The sequence below is a fragment of the Streptomyces sp. GB4-14 genome (assembly GCF_022696125.1).
Lineage (GTDB): Bacteria > Actinomycetota > Actinomycetes > Streptomycetales > Streptomycetaceae > Streptomyces > Streptomyces werraensis.
Window position 1 is genome coordinate 2,078,788 of the sequence record NZ_RZHO01000002.1, and the last position, 20,112, is coordinate 2,098,899.

Annotated in this window: 15 protein-coding genes; 5 read left to right on the forward strand and 10 right to left on the reverse strand. The window is 69.1% G+C overall.

Annotated elements, in window-relative coordinates; all coding sequences use genetic code 11:
• Positions 1-5 precede the first annotated feature (5 nt).
• The 8 genes from ELQ39_RS10520 to ELQ39_RS10555 all read right to left on the reverse strand — a co-directional run bounded on the left by ELQ39_RS10520 (position 6) and on the right by ELQ39_RS10555 (position 9,961).
• Positions 6-983 carry an ABC transporter permease gene (locus ELQ39_RS10520; protein WP_242591723.1) on the reverse strand — a complete coding sequence of 326 codons (978 nt, stop codon included), beginning with the start codon at positions 981-983 and terminating at the stop codon, positions 6-8.
• Complete coding sequence (locus ELQ39_RS10525) at positions 976-1,899, reverse strand: ABC transporter permease (protein ID WP_190002451.1); 924 nt, start codon at positions 1,897-1,899, stop codon at positions 976-978. Before ELQ39_RS10525 ends, ELQ39_RS10520 begins: the two co-directional genes overlap by 8 nt.
• 6 nt (positions 1,900-1,905) lie before the next feature.
• Positions 1,906-3,528, reverse strand: coding sequence for a peptide ABC transporter substrate-binding protein (locus ELQ39_RS10530; RefSeq protein WP_242591724.1), 1,623 nt, complete (start codon positions 3,526-3,528; stop codon positions 1,906-1,908).
• 198 nt (positions 3,529-3,726) lie between these two features.
• Entirely contained in the window at positions 3,727-4,851 is a 1,125-nt protein-coding gene (locus ELQ39_RS10535) for an ABC transporter ATP-binding protein (protein ID WP_242591725.1), read from the reverse strand.
• A 13-nt stretch (positions 4,852-4,864) separates the two neighbouring features.
• Positions 4,865-5,926, reverse strand: a complete 1,062-nt coding sequence (locus tag ELQ39_RS10540) for an ABC transporter ATP-binding protein (protein WP_190002448.1) — start codon at positions 5,924-5,926, stop codon at positions 4,865-4,867.
• Between the two features lie 10 nt (positions 5,927-5,936).
• Positions 5,937-6,914 (reverse strand): ABC transporter permease, encoded by a 978-nt coding sequence (locus tag ELQ39_RS10545; RefSeq protein ID WP_190002447.1) that lies wholly within the window; start codon positions 6,912-6,914, stop codon positions 5,937-5,939.
• A 103-nt stretch (positions 6,915-7,017) separates the two neighbouring features.
• Positions 7,018-8,820 (reverse strand): ABC transporter substrate-binding protein, encoded by a 1,803-nt coding sequence (locus ELQ39_RS10550; protein ID WP_190002446.1) that lies wholly within the window; start codon positions 8,818-8,820, stop codon positions 7,018-7,020.
• A 100-nt stretch (positions 8,821-8,920) separates the two neighbouring features.
• Positions 8,921-9,961: an ABC transporter permease gene (locus tag ELQ39_RS10555; RefSeq protein ID WP_242591726.1), complete on the reverse strand. Its 1,041-nt coding sequence runs from the start codon at positions 9,959-9,961 to the stop codon at positions 8,921-8,923.
• A gap of 490 nt (positions 9,962-10,451) precedes the next feature.
• Here ELQ39_RS10555 and typA point away from each other — a divergent pair, with 490 nt between their 5' ends.
• Positions 10,452-12,368 carry a translational GTPase TypA gene (typA, locus tag ELQ39_RS10560; RefSeq protein WP_242591727.1) on the forward strand — a complete coding sequence of 639 codons (1,917 nt, stop codon included), beginning with the start codon at positions 10,452-10,454 and terminating at the stop codon, positions 12,366-12,368.
• 80 nt (positions 12,369-12,448) lie between these two features.
• Here the strand turns inward: typA and ELQ39_RS10565 are convergent, their stop codons facing one another.
• The gene (locus ELQ39_RS10565; protein WP_225643381.1) at positions 12,449-14,668 is read right to left on the reverse strand and encodes an ABC transporter family substrate-binding protein; all 2,220 of its coding nucleotides are present in this window, start codon (positions 14,666-14,668) and stop codon (positions 12,449-12,451) included.
• A 311-nt stretch (positions 14,669-14,979) separates the two neighbouring features.
• On the opposite strand from ELQ39_RS10565, the gene ELQ39_RS10570 reads away from it, so the two are divergent.
• The 4 genes from ELQ39_RS10570 (at position 14,980) to ELQ39_RS10585 (ending at position 18,883) form a co-directional block, all read left to right on the forward strand.
• On the forward strand, positions 14,980-15,273 hold the full coding sequence (locus ELQ39_RS10570; protein ID WP_190002442.1) for a hypothetical protein: 294 nt from the start codon (positions 14,980-14,982) through the stop codon (positions 15,271-15,273).
• A 61-nt stretch (positions 15,274-15,334) separates the two neighbouring features.
• Positions 15,335-16,168: a hypothetical protein gene (locus ELQ39_RS10575; protein WP_190002441.1), complete on the forward strand. Its 834-nt coding sequence runs from the start codon at positions 15,335-15,337 to the stop codon at positions 16,166-16,168.
• A 16-nt stretch (positions 16,169-16,184) separates the two neighbouring features.
• Complete coding sequence (locus ELQ39_RS10580) at positions 16,185-18,119, forward strand: fumarate reductase/succinate dehydrogenase flavoprotein subunit (protein WP_242591728.1); 1,935 nt, start codon at positions 16,185-16,187, stop codon at positions 18,117-18,119.
• Positions 18,116-18,883, forward strand: coding sequence for a succinate dehydrogenase/fumarate reductase iron-sulfur subunit (locus ELQ39_RS10585; protein ID WP_242591729.1), 768 nt, complete (start codon positions 18,116-18,118; stop codon positions 18,881-18,883). Before ELQ39_RS10580 ends, ELQ39_RS10585 begins: the two co-directional genes overlap by 4 nt.
• Here ELQ39_RS10585 and ELQ39_RS10590 read toward each other — a convergent pair.
• A complete protein-coding gene (locus tag ELQ39_RS10590; RefSeq protein ID WP_242591730.1) occupies positions 18,880-20,028 on the reverse strand; it encodes a hypothetical protein in 1,149 nt (382 codons plus the stop codon). The genes ELQ39_RS10585 and ELQ39_RS10590 overlap by 4 nt on opposite strands.
• Positions 20,029-20,112: the final 84 nt, after the last annotated feature.

A 20,112-nucleotide genomic window follows, 5' to 3' on the forward strand; every position in this document is an offset into this window, starting at 1 on the left:
GCGGCTCACCTCAGCTTCGGGTCGAGGGCGTCGCGCACCGCGTCGCCGAGCATGATGAACGCCAGGACCGTGATCGCCAGCGCCCCGGAGGGCCACAGCAGCGCGTGCGGGGCGTTGCGGATGTACGGCGAGGCCGCGGAGATGTCGATGCCCCAGGAGACGCTGGGCGGCTTCAGCCCGACCCCGAGGTACGACAGGGTCGCCTCCAGCGCGATGTAGGTGCCCAGCGCGATGGTCGCGACGACGATGACCGGGGCGACCGCGTTGGGCGCGATGTGCCGCAGCAGCAGCCGGGAGTTGGAGGCGCCGAGCGCCCGCGCGGCCTGCACGTAGTCGTTCTGTTTGGCGGTGATCACGGCGCCGCGGGCGATGCGGGAGATCTGCGGCCAGCCGAGCAGCACGATGAAGCCGATGACGGGCCAGACGGTGTTGCTGGTGATGACGGACAGCAGCACCAGACCGCCGAGGACGACGGGGATGGCGAAGAAGACGTCGGTGATCCGCGACAGGACCGAGTCGGAGATCCCGCCGAAGAACCCGGCGAGCGCGCCCAGCACGCTGCCGAGGACGGCGACCCCGAGGGTGGCGAGGACGCCGACCGCGACGGAGGTGCGGGCCCCGTAGACGGTGCGGGTGTAGACGTCGCAGCCCTGCCCGTCGAAGCCGAAGGGGTGGCCGGGCCGGGAGCCCTCCTGCGCCTTGGACAGGTCGCACTTCAGGGGGGAGCCGGAGGTGATCGCCGACGGCCACAGGGAGATGAAGACCAGGAACAGGATGACCAGCGCGGAGACGATGAACACGGGGTTGCGGCGCAGGTCCCGCCAGGCGTCCGACCACAGCGAGCGCGGCCGCTCCTCCGGTTCCGCGCCGTCCGGTCCCGGCCTCTTCTCCAGGCTCTCGGCCTCGTCGACGCCCAGGTCCATGGCGCCGCCCATGCTGGTGCCGGCGATGGCGGCCTCTGGTTCCTCGTGACGGTCAGACATAGCGGATCCTCGGGTCGAGTACGGCGTACAGGAGGTCGACGACGAGGTTGGCGACGAGGAAGACCAGCACCAGCACGGTGACGAAGCCGACCACCGTCTGCGTGTTCTGCCGCAGGATGCCCTGGTAGAGCTGGTAGCCGACGCCGTGGATGTTGAAGATCCGTTCGGTGACGATCGCCCCGCCCATCAGGAAGCCGATGTCGGCGCCGATGAAGGTGACCACGGGGATCAGGGAGTTGCGCAGCAGGTGCCGGACGACCACCCGGCGCCGGGGCAGGCCCTTGGCGATCGCGGTGCGGACGTAGTCGGAGCGGCGGTTCTCCGCGATGGAGGTGCGGGTCAGCCGGGTGACGTAGGCGAGGGACACCGACGCCAGCACCAGGCCGGGCAGGATCAGCTCGTCGAAGGGCGCCTCGGAGGACACCGACGGCCGGATCCAGCCCCACTTCACCCCGAGCAGCAGCTGGAGCAGCAGACCGGTGACGAAGGTGGGCACGGAGATCACCACGAGGGTCAGCAGCAGCACCCCGGTGTCCACCGGCCGTCCCCGGCGCAGTCCGGTGACCACGCCGAGGGTGACGCCGATGACGATCTCGAAGAGGATCGCGATCAGGGTGAGCCGGACCGTGACGGGGAACGCCGTCGCCATCAGCTCGGTGACCTCCTGGCCGTTGAAGGCCGTGCCGAAGTCACCGGTGAAGACGTTCCCCATGTACGTCACGTATTGCTGCCAGACCGGCTTGTCGAGGCCGAACTCCTGCTCGAGACGGGCGGCCGTCGCCGGGTCGCACTGCCGCTCCCCGCACAGGCCCGCGATGGGGTCGCCCATCACGTTGACCATGAGGAAGATCAGCAGCGTGGCCCCGATGAAGACCGGGATCATCTGGAGCAGCCGCCGGACGACGTAGCGCCCCATGGCGGATCAGCTCACCTTGATCTGTTCGTACACAGGGACGCTGAAGGGGTTCAGCTTGACGTCGGAGAGCCGCTCCGACCAGCCGGCGCTGCCGTTCTGGTACCAGAGCGGGATCGCCGCCATGTTGTCGCGGACGACCTCCTCGGCCTGCTGGAACAGGCCGACGGCCTTGGCGGTGTCGGTCTCCTGGTTGGCGCGGTTCACCAGGTCGTCGAACTGCTTGTTCGACCACTTGCCGTCGTTGGACGAGGCGTTGGTGTAGTACAGCGGCTGGAGGAAGTTCTGGATGAGCGGGTAGTCCATCTGCCAGCCGGCCCGGAACGGCCCGGTCATCTTCCGGTCGGTGATCTGGTTGCGGAAGTCCGCGAACGTGCCGACCGGGTTGGCGGTGCACGCCCGCTCGTTGTCGAGGGCGTTGTTGATGGAGTTGCAGACGGCGTTGACCCACTCGCGGTGGGAGCCGGTGTCGGCGTTGAAGGTGATCGTCACCTTGCCGCCGGGCAGTCCGCCGCCCTCCTCGATCAGCTTCTTCGCCTCGTCGGGCTTGAACTCGCAGAGGTCGCCGCACAGTCCGTCCTGGAAGCCGCCGTCCTCACCGAGCACGGGAGAGGTCCAGTCGGTGGCGGGGGTGCGGGTCTTCTGGAAGATCGTGTCGGTGATCTGCTTGCGGTCGATCGCCATGGACAGGCCCTGGCGGACCTTCTTCGCGTCCTCGGTGTTCCACGCCGGGTCGTAGAACGGGAAGGCGAGGGTCTGGATGATGCCGGCGGGGGTGTTGAGGTACCGGTCGCCCAGGTCGTTCTTCACGTTCTTCAGCTGCGCGGCGGGCACGTCGTCGACCAGGTCGAGGTTGCCGGCCAGCAGGTCGGTGTAGGCGGTGTTGTTGTCGGTGTAGACCTTCAGGTCGACACCGCCGTTCTCCGCCTTGTCGTCTCCGGGGTAGTCGTCCCACCTGCGCAGCGACATCTGCGAGCCCCGGGTGTACGACTCGACGAGGTAGGGACCGTTGCCGACCGGCTTCTTCACCCAGGCGTCGTGGTCGTCGAAGAACGCCCGGGGCAGCGGGGCGAAGGCGTTGTAGCCGAGGGTGTCGGGGAAGGTGGAGAACTTCTGGGTGAGCTTGACGGTGAAGGTGCGCTCGCCGGTGACCTTCAGCCCGGACAGGGTGTCCGCGGTCTGCTCGCCCTCCTCGGGGTGCACCTGGTCGTAGCCCTCGATGTAGCCGAAGAAGTAGGCGTTGCGCTGGTTGTTGCGCAGGCTCGCGCCGTAGTTCCAGGCGTCCACGAAGGACTGGGCGGTGACCTTCTCGCCGTTGCTGAAGGTCCAGCCGTCCTTGACGGTGACGGTGAAGTTCTGCGAGTCCGACGTCTCGATCTTCTCGGCGAGCATGTCCTGGGCCTCGCCGGTCTCCGGGTCGTAGCGCTTCAGGCCCCGGAAGATCATGTCGAGGACCTTGCCGCCCTGCACCTCGTTGGTGTTCGCCGGCTCCAGCGGGTTCTGCGGGTCGCCCCAGGAGGCGCTCAGCACGGCTTCGGAGTCGCCGCTGTCTCCCCCGCCGCCGCACCCCGCCGTGGCGAGGACGAGCGCCATCGCGCAGACGGCCCATCTGGCGTGCGTGGTGGTGCGCATCGGGTGCCTCCTCGTGCCCGGGTCCCTTACCGGGTCAGCCTGGAAGCGGGGATCCCGGCGCGCACGCCCGCCGGGGCCGTACGGGTCGCACGATCCGCCGGACGGGCGCACGGCGGCGGCCACGGACAAGGACCGGGGGCGGGAGGTCTCCTCCCGCCCCCGGTCCTCGGGGCCGTGCGTCCTTCGGGGCGAAGGGGGTCAGTTCTTGGAGACGTCCCCGTCCTTCTCCAGCGCCTTCAGGGCCGGGTCCATCACGACGTCCTCGGAGCGCGCCTCGATGCTGGGCTCCTCCGGGAAGTGGCAGGCCGTCAGGTGGCCCGCCGTGTTGCCCCCGAGCTGCACCAGCGGCGGCTCCTCGGTGGCGCACTTGTCCTGCGCCTTCCAGCACCGCGTGCGGAACCGGCAGCCGGACGGCGGCGAGATCGGCGAGGGGACGTCACCGGCGAGGCGGATGCGCTCGCGGTTCTCCGTCTCGTCGTCCATCGCCACCTCGGGCACGGCCGAGAGCAGGGCGTGGGTGTAGGGGTGCCGCGGGCGGTTGTAGATGGAGTCGCGGTCGCCGACCTCGACCACCTTGCCCAGGTACATGACGGCCACGCGCTGCGAGAAGTGCCGCACGACGGCGAGGTCGTGCGCGATGAAGAGGAAGGCGATGCCCATCTCTTCCTGGACCTTCTGCAGCAGGTTGACGACCTGCGCCTGGATCGACACGTCGAGCGCGGAGACCGGCTCGTCCGCCACGATCAGCTTCGGGTTGAGCGCGAGCGCGCGGGCGACGCCGATGCGCTGGCGCTGGCCGCCGGAGAACTCGTGCGGGAAGCGGTTGTAGTGCTCCGGGTTCAGGCCGACGAGCTCGAGCAGCTCGCGGACCCGCTTCTCCCGGCCGCCCGCGGGGTTGATCCCGTTGACCTCCATCGGCGACTTGATGATCGTGCCGACGGTCTGGCGCGGGTTCAGCGAGGAGTACGGGTCCTGGAAGATCATCTGGATCTCGGACCGTACCGGCGCGAGCTGCTTGCGCTTGGCGTGCGTGATGTCCTGGCCCGCGTACTCGATCTTCCCGCCCGTGGGCTCCAGGAGCCGGGTGATGAGCCGGCCCGTGGTCGACTTGCCGCAGCCCGACTCACCCACCAGGCCGACGCTCTCGCCGACGCCGACGGTCAGGTCGACGTTGTCGACGGCCTGCACGGCACCGACCTTCCGCTTGATCGGGAAGCCGCCGTAGATCGGGAAGTGCTTGGTCAGGCCCTCCACCTTCAGCAGCGCCTCGGTCGACGCGCCGGTGGAGCCCTGCTGTGCGGGGAGGGTGAGGTTGTCGCTCATGTCTCGGATCTCCCTAGCGCAGCCGGGGCTGGATCGTGTCGATGAATATGGTCTGCTTCTGCTCCGCCGTCAGGTGGCAGGCAGCGGCACGGCCCTCGCCGAGCGCCGGGCGCTCGGTGCTGCAGCGGTTGCCCGACACCTTGTCCGTGAAGGCACAGCGCGGGTGGAAGGGGCAGCCGGAGGGCGGGTTCAGCAGGCTGGGCGGCGATCCGGGGATCGGGTTGAGCGCCTGCGAGGTGTCGCCGCCGAGGCGCGGCATCGAGCTGAGCAGGCCCCAGGTGTAGGGGTGCCTGGGCGCGCGCAGCACTTCGCGGACGCTGCCGCGCTCCACGGCCCGGCCCGAGTACATCACCAGCAGGTCGTCGGCCATGTCGGAGATGACGCCGAGGTCGTGGGTGATGAAGATGATCGCGGACCCGAACTCCTGCTGGAGGTCCTTGAGCAGGTCGAGGATCTGCGCCTGGACCGTCACGTCCAGGGCCGTGGTCGGCTCGTCGGCGATCAGCAGGTCGGGGTCGCAGACCAGCGCCATGGCGATCATGGCGCGCTGGCGCATACCGCCGGAGAACTGGTGCGGGTAGTCGTCCACACGGGTCCTGGGCTGCGGGATGCCGACCTTGGTCAGCATCTCGATCGCCCGCTCCCGGGCCTCCTTCTTGGAGGCACCGGTGTGCTTCATGAACGGCTCGGCGATCTGCCGGCCCACCGTGTAGTACGGCGAGAGCGCCGTCAGCGGGTCCTGGAAGATCATCGCGACCTTGTTGCCGCGGAGCTTCTCCATCTCCTTCTCGGAGGCGGTGACCAGGTCCTGCCCCTCGAGGAGGATCTCGCCCTCGACGGTGGTGCTCTTGGGGTTGTGCAGACCGAGGACGGTCAGGTTGGTCACGGACTTGCCGGAGCCCGATTCGCCCACGATGCCGAGGGTCTTGCCGCGCTCGACGTCGAAGGACAGTCCGTCGACCGCCTTGACGATGCCGTCCTCGGTGGAGAACCGCACCCGCAGGTCGCGGACCGAGAGGAAGGAGCCAGGCCCGGTCGGGGCCTTGTCGCCTTCGGTCTTGGTCAGTGTGGTCACGGTGTTTCTCCTAGCTGAGCCGCACGCGCGGGTCGATGTATGCGTACGCGAGGTCGACGATGATGTTCAGGATCAGGATGAAGAACGCCCCGAACAGCATGATGCCCATCGTCAGCGGCAGGTCCTTGGTCAGCGAGGAGTCGACCGCGAGCCGGCCGAGGCCGGGCAGGTCGAAGGTGAACTCCGTGACGACCGCGCCCGCGAGCAGGGCGCTGAGGTCGATGCCGAGGATGGTGACGATCGGGATGAGGGAGCCGCGCCAGGCGTAGCGGAAGAAGACGTACCGCTGCGACATGCCCTTGGCGCGCGCGGTGCGGACGTGCTCCTCCTGCAGCTGCTCGATCATGGTCGAGCGCGACATACGCGTGTACTGGGCGGTGAAGATGGTGGCCATCACGACCCAGGGGATGAGCAGTCCGAGGGCCCAGGCACCCGGGTTCTCGGTGAACGGGTGGTACTTGGGGTTCTCCATGATGCCGGAGCTGTAGACCAGGATGCCGAGGACGATCGGTCCGAGCAGGTAGATCTGGAACGAGCTCAGCACGATCGAGGCGCCGGAGACGATCTTGTCGACCACGGTGCCGCGCTTCCAGGCGGCGAGCAGACCCGAACCGAGGCCCAGGGTCAGGAAGATCACCAGACCGCCGACGGTCAGCGACAGCGTCAGCGGGAAACGGTCGACGATGGAGTCCCAGACGAAGTTGCCGCTGTCGAAGGAGACGCCCAGGCACGGCGCGGAGCAGTGCCCCTGCGGGAAGTCACGGCCGGTCACGATGCCCGACATGAACTCCCAGAACTGGGTGGTGATGGGCTTGTCCAGACCCAGGTTCTCGCGGATCACGGCGAGGTTCTCGGGCGAGCAGTTCTTGCCGCAGGACAGCGCAGCGAAGTCCTGTGGAACCGTGTAGAACAGGAAGAACGTGAAGGCGCCGATCAGGAACATGATGACGACGGCGCCGATCAGCCTGCGGATGAGGAACTGAAGCATGGCGGGTGAATGCTCTCTTCGAAACGCGGCGGCAGGGAGGGGAAACCGTCCGCGGGGGTGCGCTCCGCCTGGCGCACACCCCCGCGGTCAGCCGAGCTGACGGTTACGGCTGCTTCAGGTACAGGTCGTTGATGTCGATGTAGCTCGACTCGGTGCTGTACTTGGCGCCACCGATGTTCGATCCGTAGAGCTGGATCTGCTTCGAGTAGTAGACCGGAGCAGCGGGGTTGATCTCCTCCACGATGCGCTTGTGGGCCTGCTCCCAGGTCTTGGCGGCCTCCTCCGGCTCCTGCTTCAGGGCCTTCTGGATGAGCGCGTTGACCTGCTTGTCGTTGATGTGCGAGTAGTTCGACGCACCGTCCTGGATGAGCTCACCGTCGTACACGGGGGTGATGACCGTGGACGCCGACGGCCAGTCCTGGCCCCAGCCGGTCATGTAGATGTCGTACGGGTTGTCCAGCTTGCCGACCTGCTCGTAGAAGCTGGCCCGGTCGATCTCCTTGGCCTGGACGTCGAAGCCGATCTTGCCCAGGGCGTCCTTGATGATGACCTGCTGGGCCTGGCCGCGCGGGGTGTTGGAGTAGGCGTAGGTGAGCTTCGTGCCCTCCTTGACACCCGCCTCCTTCAGCAGCTCCTTGGCCTTCTCGATGTCGCCGTTGGGCTTCTTCAGCTTGCCGAACGGGTCGTACGTCGGGTCGAAGTTCGGCAGGGTCGGGGCGAGCAGACCGCCGGCGACCTCACCGCCGTAGCGGCCACCGTCCGCCTGGACCATGGACTGGTTCGGGATGGCGTAGGTGATCGCGTCACGGATCTTCTTGTCCTTGACGCGGTCGAGGTTGAAGGTGAGCTGCCACACGTAGGGCTGGTAGCCCTGGACGGTGCGCTTCTTGGCGTCCGGGTCGCTGATGACCGTGGACAGCTGCGCCGGGTCGACCGAGTCCGTGAACTGGATGGCGTTCTTGGCCTCGCCCTGGTCGGCGATCAGACGCTTGGTCTGGCTGGGCTGGTCGATCGTCGAGGTGAAGTTGTAGCCGTCGACGTACTGGTGGCGCACCGAGTCCGTCTTCGGGTCCCACTGGTCGTTCTTGACCAGCTTCATCGACTTGCCGGCCTTGTACTCGGCGATCTTGTAGGGGCCGAGCGCCGCCGGGGCGTCGTCGTACTTCTCCTTCGTGTCCTGCTTCTGGGGCACGATGGCGTAACCGGCCATGGCCAGGGCCTGCGGGAGGTCCGGGCGCGGCTGGTCGAAGTGGAAGACGACCGTCTTGTCGTCCGGGGTCTCCAGCACGGAGTCCGGCAGGTGCTTGCCCTTGTAGGGGCCGTCCGGCAGCGCCTTGCGGTAGTCGTTGCCCGAGAGCCAGGACTGGACGTAGGTCGGGCCGTCGAAGATGACCTTCGAGTACAGACGCTCGATGGTGTGGCGGACGTCGGCCGAGGTGATGACGTTGCCGTCCTCGTCCTTGATGCCATCCTTGAGCGTGTACGTCCAGGTCTTGCCGCCGTCGGAGGACTTGCCGGAGTCGGTGGCGATGTCACCGACGACCGTCAGGTTGCCCTTCTCGTCCTCCTGGAAGTTGGTCAGACCGCGGTGGATCAGGTTGGCGAACTGGCCCGCGTCGCTGACGTAGATCTGACCCGGGTCCATGTGGGACAGGTCCGACTGCATGTAGACGTTGATGAAACCGCCGGACTTGGCGCCGGGGACCTCCTCGGCGGGGCCGGTGGAGGCGGCGGCGTCACCGTACGCGACAGGGTCCTGCTGCTCGGCGGCGTCCTTCTGGGACTTCGCGTCGCTCTTGCCCTTGCCGCCGCCGTTGTCGTTGCCGGAGCAGCCGGTCAGGGCCAGAGAGCCGGCCACGATGGCCACGGCGATGGCGCGCGTGGTGCGCGTTCTGATGGGCTTCATGATGCCGATGCACCTACCTGTCGTTAGTTGTCCACGAGTGCTGCCTGACGGTCCGGTCACCCGGCACGGGGGCGGCAGCTCCCCCACCACCAATGGACGATCAGCGTCCGGTCTTGGGGTCGAATGCGTCCCGGACGGAGTCTCCGAGAAGGTTGAAGGCGAGAACGAAGGTCACCAGCGCCACGCCCGGGAAGAACATGAACATCGGGTCCTGCTCGTACACGTCGGCGCCGACGGCGAACATCCGGCCCCAGTCGGGGGTCGGCTCGACGAAGCCGACACCGATGAACGAGAGGAAGGCGATGGTGAGGATCGTGCTGGGGAGGATGTAGGTGGCCTGCACCAGAATCGGGGTGACGATGTTCGGCAGGATCTCCTTGCGCACGATGCGCCAGGGAGAAGCACCGGACACCTTGGCCGCCTCCACGAACTCCCTCTCCGCCAGCGACAGTACGGAACTGCGCACCAGACGGGCCAGGCCCATCCAGCCGAGGAACCACATCACCAGGATGATCGCCACGGCCCGCAGATAGGTGGGGGTCTCATCCGCGGGAGAGACGAACATGGCGGTCACGACGGGCATGAAGGCGATGAAGAACAGCTGGCTCGGGAAGGCCAGGAAGAAGTCCGTGACCCGTCCCAGCCAGTAGTCCACCCGGCCGCCGAAGTACCCGCTGACCATGCCGATGATCACGCCCGTCGCCACACACAGCACGGTGACGACCACGGCCATGTACAGCGAGGTCCGCATGCCGTAGAGCAGCATGGTGAACACGTCACGGCCCAGCTTCGGCTCCACGCCGAACCAGAAGTCGCCCGACATGCCGCCGAAGGAACCGGTCGGCATGGCGAAGTCGTCCAGGAGGAACGGGTACTCCGGCTCCTGGGCGTACAGCGTGTAGGGGTTCTTCCCGTACAGCTTCGCGATGAGCGGGGCACAAGCGGCGACCACGAAGAAGAAAATCACTACGCACGCGGAGACGACCCCGGTACGGTCGCGCTTGAAGCGCTGCCACATCAACTGGCCGGGGGACCGGCCCTCGGGCTGCTTCTCGCCCTTGACGACCTCGTCGGCCGCCGTGAGCTCGGGGTCCAAGACAGCCGCGGACCCGGAGTCCTCAGCCTTAGTTGGACTGGTCATCGTGTTCGTCCCCCGGGGGGTTGGAGAGTTGAGCGCAGCGCAGATACCGGCAGGTACTGCGGTTTGGGGGAACTTTCGCCAAGAGACTCAACGCGCGTCAAGGGCGTACGACATAGGGATCTCCCTACCGTCGTTTTTTTGAGGAAATATTGCAGAGATCGACACCTGCGCGCGCTTGACACATCTCAACCGAATTCGACAATTCGGACATTCGGCGCGCATTTTCGGTTTACATGTCCGAAACCCGCACGCGTGATCACCGATATGCGAACGAGATGTTGCGTTTGCCGGAAGCACGTGCGACCGCCCGGAGACGTCCCCCGCCCCGGGCGCCGGCCGCCCCGGGCACCGGCCCCCCGGCACGCGCGGGCATACGGGGTGGCGGCCCCGTACCATGGAGGAAGGCCGAGGCGTGTCCAGCCCGGCAGGGCCCTCGCACCACAGACGTCTGCGGCGGGCAACCTTCACCACCTCCGGGAGTACGCCTTTCATGGCACCGTCTGTAACGCGTCACGACATCCGCAACGTCGCCATCGTCGCCCACGTCGACCACGGCAAGACCACCATCGTCGACGGCATGCTCAAGCAGGCCGGCGCCTTCGCCGCCCACCAGCTCGACCAGGTCGACGACCGCATGATGGACTCGAACGACCTGGAGCGTGAGAAGGGCATCACGATCCTCGCCAAGAACACGGCGGTGAAGTACCACCCCAAGGACGGCGGGGAGCCCATCACGATCAACATCATCGACACCCCCGGTCACGCCGACTTCGGCGGCGAGGTCGAGCGCGGTCTGTCGATGGTCGACGGCGTCGTGCTGCTGGTGGACGCCTCCGAGGGCCCGCTGCCGCAGACCCGCTTCGTGCTGCGCAAGGCGCTGCAGCAGCGGCTGCCGATCATCCTGTGCATCAACAAGACGGACCGTCCCGACGCCCGGATCGACGAGGTCGTCAACGAGACCTACGACCTCTTCCTCGACCTGGACGCGGACGAGGAGCAGATCGAGTTCCCGATCGTCTACGCCTGCGGCCGTGACGGCATCGCCTCGCTGACCAAGCCCGACGACGGCACGGTCCCCGGCGACTCCGACTCCCTCGAGCCGTTCTTCTCGACGATCCTCGAGCACATCCCCGCCCCCACCTACGAGGAGGGCGCCCCGCTCCAGGCCCACGTCACCAACCTGGACGCCGACAACTTCCTCGGCCGCATCGCGTTGCTGCGCGTCCACCAGGGCGAGCTGAAGAAGGGGCAGACCGTCGCCTGGATGAAGCGCGACGGCTCCGTGCAGAACGTCCGCATCTCCGAGCTGATGATGACCGAGGCGCTCACCCGCAAGCCCGCCGAGAAGGCCGGCCCGGGTGACATCTGCGCGGTGGCCGGCATCCCGGAGATCATGATCGGCGAGACGCTGGCCGACCCGGAGAACCCGGTCGCCCTGCCGCTGATCACGGTCGACGAGCCCGCGATCTCGATGACCATCGGGACCAACACCTCCCCGCTGGTCGGCCGCGGCGGCACCGGCAAGGGCGCCGACAACAAGGCGGCCGTCAAGGACCGCAAGGTCACCGCCCGCCAGGTCAAGGACCGTCTGGACCGGGAGCTGATCGGCAACGTCTCGCTCCGCGTCCTGGAGACCGACCGCCCCGACGCCTGGGAGGTGCAGGGCCGCGGCGAGCTGGCGCTGGCCATCCTCGTCGAGACCATGCGCCGGGAGGGCTACGAGCTCACCGTCGGCAAGCCCCAGGTGGTCACCAAGGAGGTCGACGGCAAGGTCTACGAGCCCGTCGAGCGCATGACCATCGACGTGCCCGAGGAGCACATGGGCGCGGTCACGCAGCTCATGGGCGTCCGCAAGGGCCGCATGGACAACATGTCGAACCACGGCTCCGGCTGGGTGCGCATGGAGTTCGTGGTGCCGTCCCGCGGTCTGATCGGATTCCGGACGGAGTTCCTCACCCAGACCCGCGGCACCGGCATCGCCCACTCCATCTACGAGGGCCACGAGCCCTGGTTCGGCACGCTGACCACCCGCAACAACGGCTCGCTGGTCGCCGACCGCGCCGGCGCGGTCACCGCCTTCGCGATGACCAACCTGCAGGAGCGCGGCGTGCTCTTCGTGGAGCCCGGCACCGAGGTGTACGAGGGCATGATCGTCGGTGAGAACTCCCGCTCCGACGACATGGACGTCAACATCACCAAGGAGAAGAAGCTCACCAACATGCGGTCGTCCACGGCCGACGTGACCGAGTCGATCGTCCCGCCGCGCAAGCTGTCGCTGGAGCAGTCCCTGGAGTTCTGCCGCGACGACGAGTGCGTCGAGGTCACCCCGGAGGCCATCCGCATCCGCAAGGTGAACCTGGACGCCCGCGAGCGCGCCCGCGCCGCGAGCCGCGCCAAGCACGGCTGATCACCGCACCGCGCAGCCGACGCGGCCCGGCGCCCCTCGTGGGGGCGCCGGGCCGCGTCGCGTCTCCGGCCGGTCCGGGGTCAGCTTCCGGAGTCGCTGTTCTCCGCCCCCGGCGACCCCTCCGGCCCCTGCGCCGACTTCTTCAGGAAGCCCATGTCCTCGTAGACCGGCGTGGCGAAGCCGAAGGCGCCGGCGTTGGCGAGGTTCTTGCGGGCCGCGACCAGCTGCGGGCGCTGGTAGAGGGGGATGGAGCCGGCCGCCGCCCAGATCCGGGAGTCGGCCTTGCGGATCAGGTCGCGGCGTTCGGAGTCGTCGAGGGTGGCGATGGCCTGGTCGAAGAGCTGGTCGACCTGGTCGGTGCCGACCCGCGTCCAGTTCTGCTCCACGTTCAGCGAGCCGTCGGCGGCCGGGACCGGCTTGGAGTAGACCGGGCGGGCGTCGGTGGCGGGGAAGGCGGTCGCGGGCCAGGAGTAGAGGGCCAGGTCGAAGTCGCCGGACGCGATGTGGTCCTTGAAGTAGCTGTCGTTGTCGACCTTGGAGATGTCGGCGCGGATGCCGATCTTCTCCAGCATCTCCGCGATCCGGCCGGCCACCGTCTCCAGCGTCTTCGAGCCCGGCCCCGACGGCAGCACGAACCGCAGCACCAGCGCCTTGCCGTCCTTGGCGACCGGGGCGGTGTCCGCGCGGGCCGGTGCCGCGGTGCCCTTGGGCGCGTAGGCGCCGGCGGGGGCGCCGCCCTGCTTCAGCTGACCGGTGCCGGAGTCGTGCGGGGCCTTGCCGTCACCCGTCCCGTGGTTCCTGCCGTCGTCCTCGCCGACGACGTAGGTGCCGTCGTCGCCGTCGCCGGAGTCCTCCGAGCCGCCCGAGTCCTTCGTGTCCTCCGTGTCTGCCTCGGAGCCGGCCGCCTCCTCGCCCTCGTCCTTCTTCGAGTCCTTCTCCTCCTTCACCGGGCCGCCCGGCACCCACCCGGCGTCCGACAGAAGGGCCCGGGCCTCCTTGGCGTCGGGCTTGCCGAGGGCGCCGCTGCTGTCGGAGTAGGCGGCCTGGCCGGACAGCGCCAGATGGCTGCCGACGGGCTCGGCGGGCAGGCCGAGCGGCTTCAGCACGGCCCCGGCGAGGTCCTCACGGTCCAGGGCCCGGGCCACGGCGCGGCGGACCCGCTCGTCGGACAGGGGACCCTCGGCGCCGTTGAGGGCGAGCTGGGTGTAGGCGGGCTCGAGGGACTTGCGCACCTCGAAGCCGCCGAGCGCCTTCTGCTGCCGCGCGTACTTCTCCGCCTTCTTGCGCAGCTTCTCGCGGGCGGAGATCTCCTCGTCGGCGGCGTCCTCGTCGGAGCCGTTGGCGACTGCCCAGGAGTGCAGCGCGTCCGCGGCGGAACGGTCGGCCTCGGGACCCATCAGGGGCGTGTTCCCGTCCTGCGGCAGCGCGGCGACCGTGATGCGCCGGGCGGCCTCGGGGTCGATCTCGGCCAGGTCGAGGGTGCCGTCGCTGAGCGCGGAGACGCGCTTGTCGTGCGGCACGGCGCGCAGCACGATCTTCTGCAGCCTGGCGGCCCTGCCCCACCAGCGGGGATTGCGGGTGAGGACGACCTCGTCCTCCTTGGTGTCCACCTTGTCCACCGTGAACGGCCCGGCGGTGACCTTGAGCTTCTTGCGCGCCCCGTCGTTGAAGGAGTCCGGGGCGCCCATGACCTCCTTGGGGTAGAGCGGGCTGAACAGCGACTTCCAGTCGGCGTAGGGGCGGCTGAAGGTGACCTTGACCTCGAGGTCGTTCCTGCCCCGCTCGACCTTCTCGATGCGGTCGTAGCCGGCGTTGCGGGCGGTCCAGTAGGCGGTGTCCTTGCCGGACAGGGCGCGCCACTGGGCGGCGAAGTCGGCGGCGCCGATCTCCCGGCCGTCGCTCCAGACGGCCTGCTGGGCGAGCCGGTAGACGACCACCTGCTTGGGCTCGGTGTCGACGACGTCTGCGGAGGCCAGGTAGTCGGCGTTGCGCACCGCCCGGCCCCGGCCGTCCGTGCGGTACATCGACGGCAGGACGGCCTCGGCGATCCGGGCGGTGGTGGTGTCGGCGTCGGCCTGGAAGGTGTTCAGGGTGTCCGGGACGGTGTCCACGGCCCAGCGCAGGGTCCCGCCGTCGGCGATGTCGGACCGGTCCGCGGCCGCGACGTCCGCGCCCGCGAGGGGCTCGCCCGCGGGGTCCTCGGAGCCGCATCCGGCCAGGGCGGGCACCGTGAGCATGCCGGCGGTGAGGAAGGCGACCGAACGCAGGACAGCGCGCGGGCCGATGCCGTCGTGGGACATCTCTGGATACCTCCGGAAAGCCGCGGGCATGGTGATCACACTTGGTATTGGGCGTTCATCCGATGTATGCGGCCCACTGAAGAGGAAGGGGTTCCGCGTTCCCGGCCGACACGGCGGCCACGGACGCCAAGCCCACCCGTGCGGCGCAACGTACCCGGCGCCACGCGGCTTCGCACCGGACGATGCACCCATGCGCCTCGGCCAATCGATGCACATCCCTTCACAGCGCAAGGTGTGACGCGCAACACTCGCAGGCGCATGACCGTTGCACCGCCTTGGGCCTGAAGGACCCGTGGAAGTGAGGTCACGTCATGTCCGTGCACGATGAACTGGCGACCGTCCAGCGCTGCCTCGACGACCTGCTCAGGTCGGTGGGGCGCCTGGAGAAGCAGCTGGGCAGCGGCAGTATGGAGCTGCGCCGCGTCCGCTCCGACACCAACCACCTGCGCGAGAGCCTCGCGCTGCTCCGGGAGACCGCCGTCGGCGCGGCGGGCCCGGCCAAGCGGCCCGACCTCGTGACGATCTCCGACACCCCCTACGACGTGTCGCTGTGGGTGGACAGCGACGACGAGGGGCTCGGCGCCCGCGACCGCCGCGCCCCCTGACCGCCGCCCGACCTCCGCCCCCGCCGACCCGGCGTCCCCGACCCCTACCGGAGTGGACAGCGTGGCCACTGGTACGGAACCCCCTGCGACCGAACCCGAGCACCGCGGCGGCGTGAGATCCGGCACGCGCGCCGCGATCTCCGCCCCGCACCTGCGCACCGACCGCTGGTGGCTGGCCCCGGCCGCCACCGCGGCCGGGCTGCTCGCCTTCGTCGTCTACTCGACCTGGCGGGCCTTCGCCGACGCGGACTACTACGCGGCGCCGTACGTGTCGCCGTTCTACTCGCCCTGCCTCGCGGAGAACTGCGAGCCGATGCGCGGCGGCCCGAACTGGGAGCTGTTCGGAAACTGGTGGGGCATCTCGCCGGCGATCATCATCCTGATCTTCCCGCTCGGCTTCCGGCTGACCTGCTACTACTACCGCAAGGCCTACTACCGGAGCTTCTGGGCGTCCCCGCCCGCCTGCGCGGTCGCCGAACCGCACGCGAAGTACACCGGCGAGACCCGGTTCCCGCTGATCCTGCAGAACGTCCACCGGTACTTCTTCTACGCGGCGCTGCTGGTCGCCTGCGTGCTGAGCTGGGACACCGTGCTCGCCTTCCGCGACGAGGACTACGCGTGGGGCCACATGGGGCTCGGCACCCTGGTGTTCCTGGTGAACATCGTCCTGATCTGGGCGTACACCCTGTCCTGCCACTCCTGCCGGCACATCGTCGGCGGGAAGCTCAAGCACTTCTCGAAGCATCCCGTGCGCTACCGGATGTGGCAGTGGGTGAGCCGGCTGAACGCCCGGCACATGCAGCTCGCCTGGGCGTCGCTCATCAGCGTGGCGGTCGCCGACCTCTACGTCTATCTCGTAGCGTCCGGTGTCTTCGACGATCCGCGTTTCTTCTGACTGGGGGCCTTCATCCATGTCCGTGGTCGACCGACAGGAGTGGGACGTCGTCGTGGTCGGGGCCGGCGGCGCCGGTCTGCGCGCCGCGATCGAGGCGCGGGAGCGGGGCGCCCGTACGGCCGTGATCTGCAAGTCGCTGTTCGGCAAGGCGCACACCGTGATGGCCGAGGGCGGCATCGCGGCGGCGATGGGCAACGTCAACTCCGGCGACAACTGGCAGGTGCACTTCCGCGACACCATGCGCGGCGGCAAGTTCCTCAACCAGTGGCGGATGGCCGAGCTGCACGCCCAGGAGGCGCCCGAGCGGGTCTGGGAGCTGGAGACCTGGGGCGCGCTGTTCGACCGGACCGAGGACGGCCGGATCTCCCAGCGCAACTTCGGCGGCCACGAGTACCCGCGTCTGGCGCACGTCGGCGACCGCACCGGCCTGGAGCTGATCCGCACCCTCCAGCAGAAGATCGTCGCGCTGCAACAGGAGGACCACGCGGAGACCGGCGACCACGAGTCCCGGCTGAAGGTGTTCCAGGAGTGCACGGTCACCCGGGTCCTGAAGGACGGCGACGAGGTCGGCGGAGTCTTCGGCTACGAGCGTGAGTCCGGCCGCTTCTTCGTGCTGGAGGCGCCGGCGGTGGTGATCGCCACCGGCGGCATCGGCAAGTCCTTCAAGGTCACGTCGAACTCCTGGGAGTACACCGGTGACGGACACGCGCTGGCGCTGCTCGCGGGCGCGCCGCTGCTGAACATGGAGTTCGTGCAGTTCCACCCGACGGGCATGGTCTGGCCGCCGTCGGTGAAGGGCATCCTCGTCACCGAGTCGGTGCGCGGCGACGGCGGGGTGCTGCGCAACTCCGAGGGCAAGCGGTTCATGTTCGACTACATCCCGGACGTCTTCAAGGAGAAGTACGCGCAGTCCGAGGAGGAGGCGGACCGCTGGTACGACGACCCGGACCACAATCGCCGCCCGCCCGAGCTGCTCCCCCGCGACGAGGTCGCCCGCGCCATCAACGCCGAGGTCAAGGCGGGCCGCGGCTCCCCGCACGGCGGGGTCTTCCTGGACGTGTCCACACGGATGCCGGCGGAGGTCGTCAAACGCCGGCTGCCCTCGATGTACCACCAGTTCAAGGAGCTGGCGGACGTCGACATCACGGCCGAGCCGATGGAGGTCGGCCCGACCTGCCACTACGTGATGGGCGGCATCGCCGTCGACTCCGACTCGGCGGCGGCGCGCGGGGTGCCGGGGCTGTTCGCGGCCGGCGAGGTCGCGGGCGGCATGCACGGTTCCAACCGGCTGGGCGGCAACTCGCTGTCCGACCTGCTGGTGTTCGGACGCCGTGCGGGCCTGCACGCGGCCGAGTACGCGCGCGGCGCGGGCTCCGCACGCCCCCCGGTGGACGACGCCCAGGTCGACGCTGCCGCGGCGGAGGCGCTGCGCCCGTTCTCCGCGGAGGGCGAGGAGCCGGCCGACGGCCCGCCGGAGAACCCGTACACGCTGCATCAGGAGCTCCAGCAGACGATGAACGACCTGGTCGGCATCATCCGTCGGGAGCACGAGATGCGGCAGGCCCTCGAGAAGCTGGCCGAGCTGCGGGCGCGGGCCCGGCGCGCGGGCGTGGAGGGCCACCGGCAGTTCAACCCGGGCTGGCACCTCGCGCTGGACCTGCGGAACATGCTGCTGGTCAGCGAGTGCGTGGCCCGCGCGGCGCTGGAGCGCACCGAGTCGCGCGGCGGCCACACCCGCGAGGACCACGCCGCCATGGACCGCGCCTGGCGCAACGTCAACCTGCTGTGTACGCTCACCGACCCCTCCGGCGGCCTCGCCGCCACCGACGCGGTGCGCGGGCAGATCACCCTGACCCGTGAGACCACCGAACCCGTCCGCCCCGACCTGCTCGCCCTCTTCGAGAAGGACGAGCTGGTCAAGTACCTGGCCGAAGAGGAGCTCTACGAGTGAGCAGCTACGAGGCCCGCTTCAAGGTGTGGCGGGGGGACGTCGACGGAGGCGGCCTGGAGGACTTCCGGGTCGAGGTGAACGACGGTGAGGTGGTTCTCGACATCATCCACCGCCTCCAGGCCACCCAGGCCCCCGACCTCGCCGTGCGCTGGAACTGCAAGGCCGGCAAGTGCGGTTCGTGCTCGGCGGAGATCAACGGCCGCCCACGGCTGCTGTGCATGACCCGTATGTCGGTGTTCGGCCGGGACGAGACGGTCACGGTGACCCCGCTGCGGGCGTTCCCGGTGATCCGGGACCTGGTGACGGACGTCGGCTTCAACTACACCAAGGCGCGCGAGGTACCGGCGTTCGTGCCGCCGGCCGGGGTGGGTCCGGGCGAGTACCGGATGATGCAGGAGGACGTGGACCGTCCGCAGGAGTTCCGCAAGTGCATCGAGTGCTTCCTGTGCCAGGACACCTGCCACGTGGTCCGCGACCACGAGGAGAACAAGCCGGCGTTCGCCGGGCCGCGCTTCCTGATGCGGATCGCGGAGCTGGACATGCACCCGCTGGACGCGGCCGAGGAGTCCGGCCTGGACCGCAGGCGCACGGCCCAGGACGAACACGGCCTCGGCTACTGCAACATCACCAAGTGCTGCACGGAGGTCTGCCCCGAGGGGATCAAGATCACGGACAACGCGCTGATCCCGCTGAAGGAACGGGCGGTGGACCGCAAGTACGACCCGCTGGTCTGGCTGGGCAGCAGGATCCGCCGCCGGACCTAGGGCCTGCGGGCCCAGCCCTCCTCGAACTCCTTCCAGTTGGTCTCCGTCGCCGCGAAGTCGATGTACGGGGCGAGACCGAAGAGTTCGCGGTCGGGGTCCGTGCGGGACAGGCCGAGGCGGGCGCCCCGGACGGCGGCGGCGACGGTCTCGGCGTGCCCCCAGTGGCTCGGGTTGCTCTCGTAGTAGAAGGGCAGGCCCATCAGCAGGTGGGTGGTGGGCGGGGTGACCTCCAGGGCGAGCGAGGTCTGCTGGGCCACGTAGCCGCCGTAGGTGCTCTCGAACAGGCGCGCGGTGTCGTACGACATCACGGCGATCTGGTCGACGCGCCGCGCCACCTGCCCGAAGAACTCCTGCGACCACCACTTGGGGTGGTCGGCGACGAAGCCCGCCACCGAGTGGAGGTGCGGCAGCGGGTCGATCTGGTGGGCGGCCACGGACAGCTGCGCGTCCCGCTCCCGGGTGAGTTCCCGCAGGTCGTCGAGCAGGTCGAGGTAGTGTTCGTCGCCGGAGTGCAGCGGCTCAAGGTCCAGGTGGACGCCCTCGTAGCCGGTGTCGAGGACCTGGCCTGCGCTGCGCACCACCTCGGCCCGGGTGGCGGCGTCGCCCAGCTCCAGCCCTTCCGGGCCGCCGTTGGCGAGGACGTCCCCGAGGAACGCCTGGACGCGCACCCCGGGCAGCTCCCGGTGCACCGCGTCGATGAACCAGCGGGCGCGGGGATAGACCGACTTCGGCAGGGTGCCGTCGTGCTCCAGCGGGCCGGTGTGGACGTAGAGGTCCCGGACGCCGGTGTCCTTGAGGCGGCCCGCGAGGGCGGTGACGTCGGCGTCCTTCTTGCGTCCGTCGACCCAGGCGTGGCCGAGCCACATGGCGTCCCGGCCGCGGGTGTAGGTGCCGTCGGCGGGGTCGCCCATGTAGTTGACCCGCAGCGCCGTCTCGACGGCGACGAGCGGCACGATCAGCAGCAGCGCGAGCACGAGGGCGGTGCGTCTGACGCGGCGCACCCAGGGTCTGCGGCGTTTCCTGCCCGGCTCGGGCGCGGGTTCCGGCGCGGACCCTGGCTCGGGCGTGGGATCGGGCGTCGCACGGGTCTCGTCCATGGGATCGTCCGTGCCTGCCGTGCCGTCCCGCGACTCCGTGTGGTCCATGCCGCCGCTCCCCTCGTCGTCGGATGTTGGGGGTGAGGACGAGGGGAACGGGTGGTGCGGTTGCGCCTGCGCCTTCGTGATCAC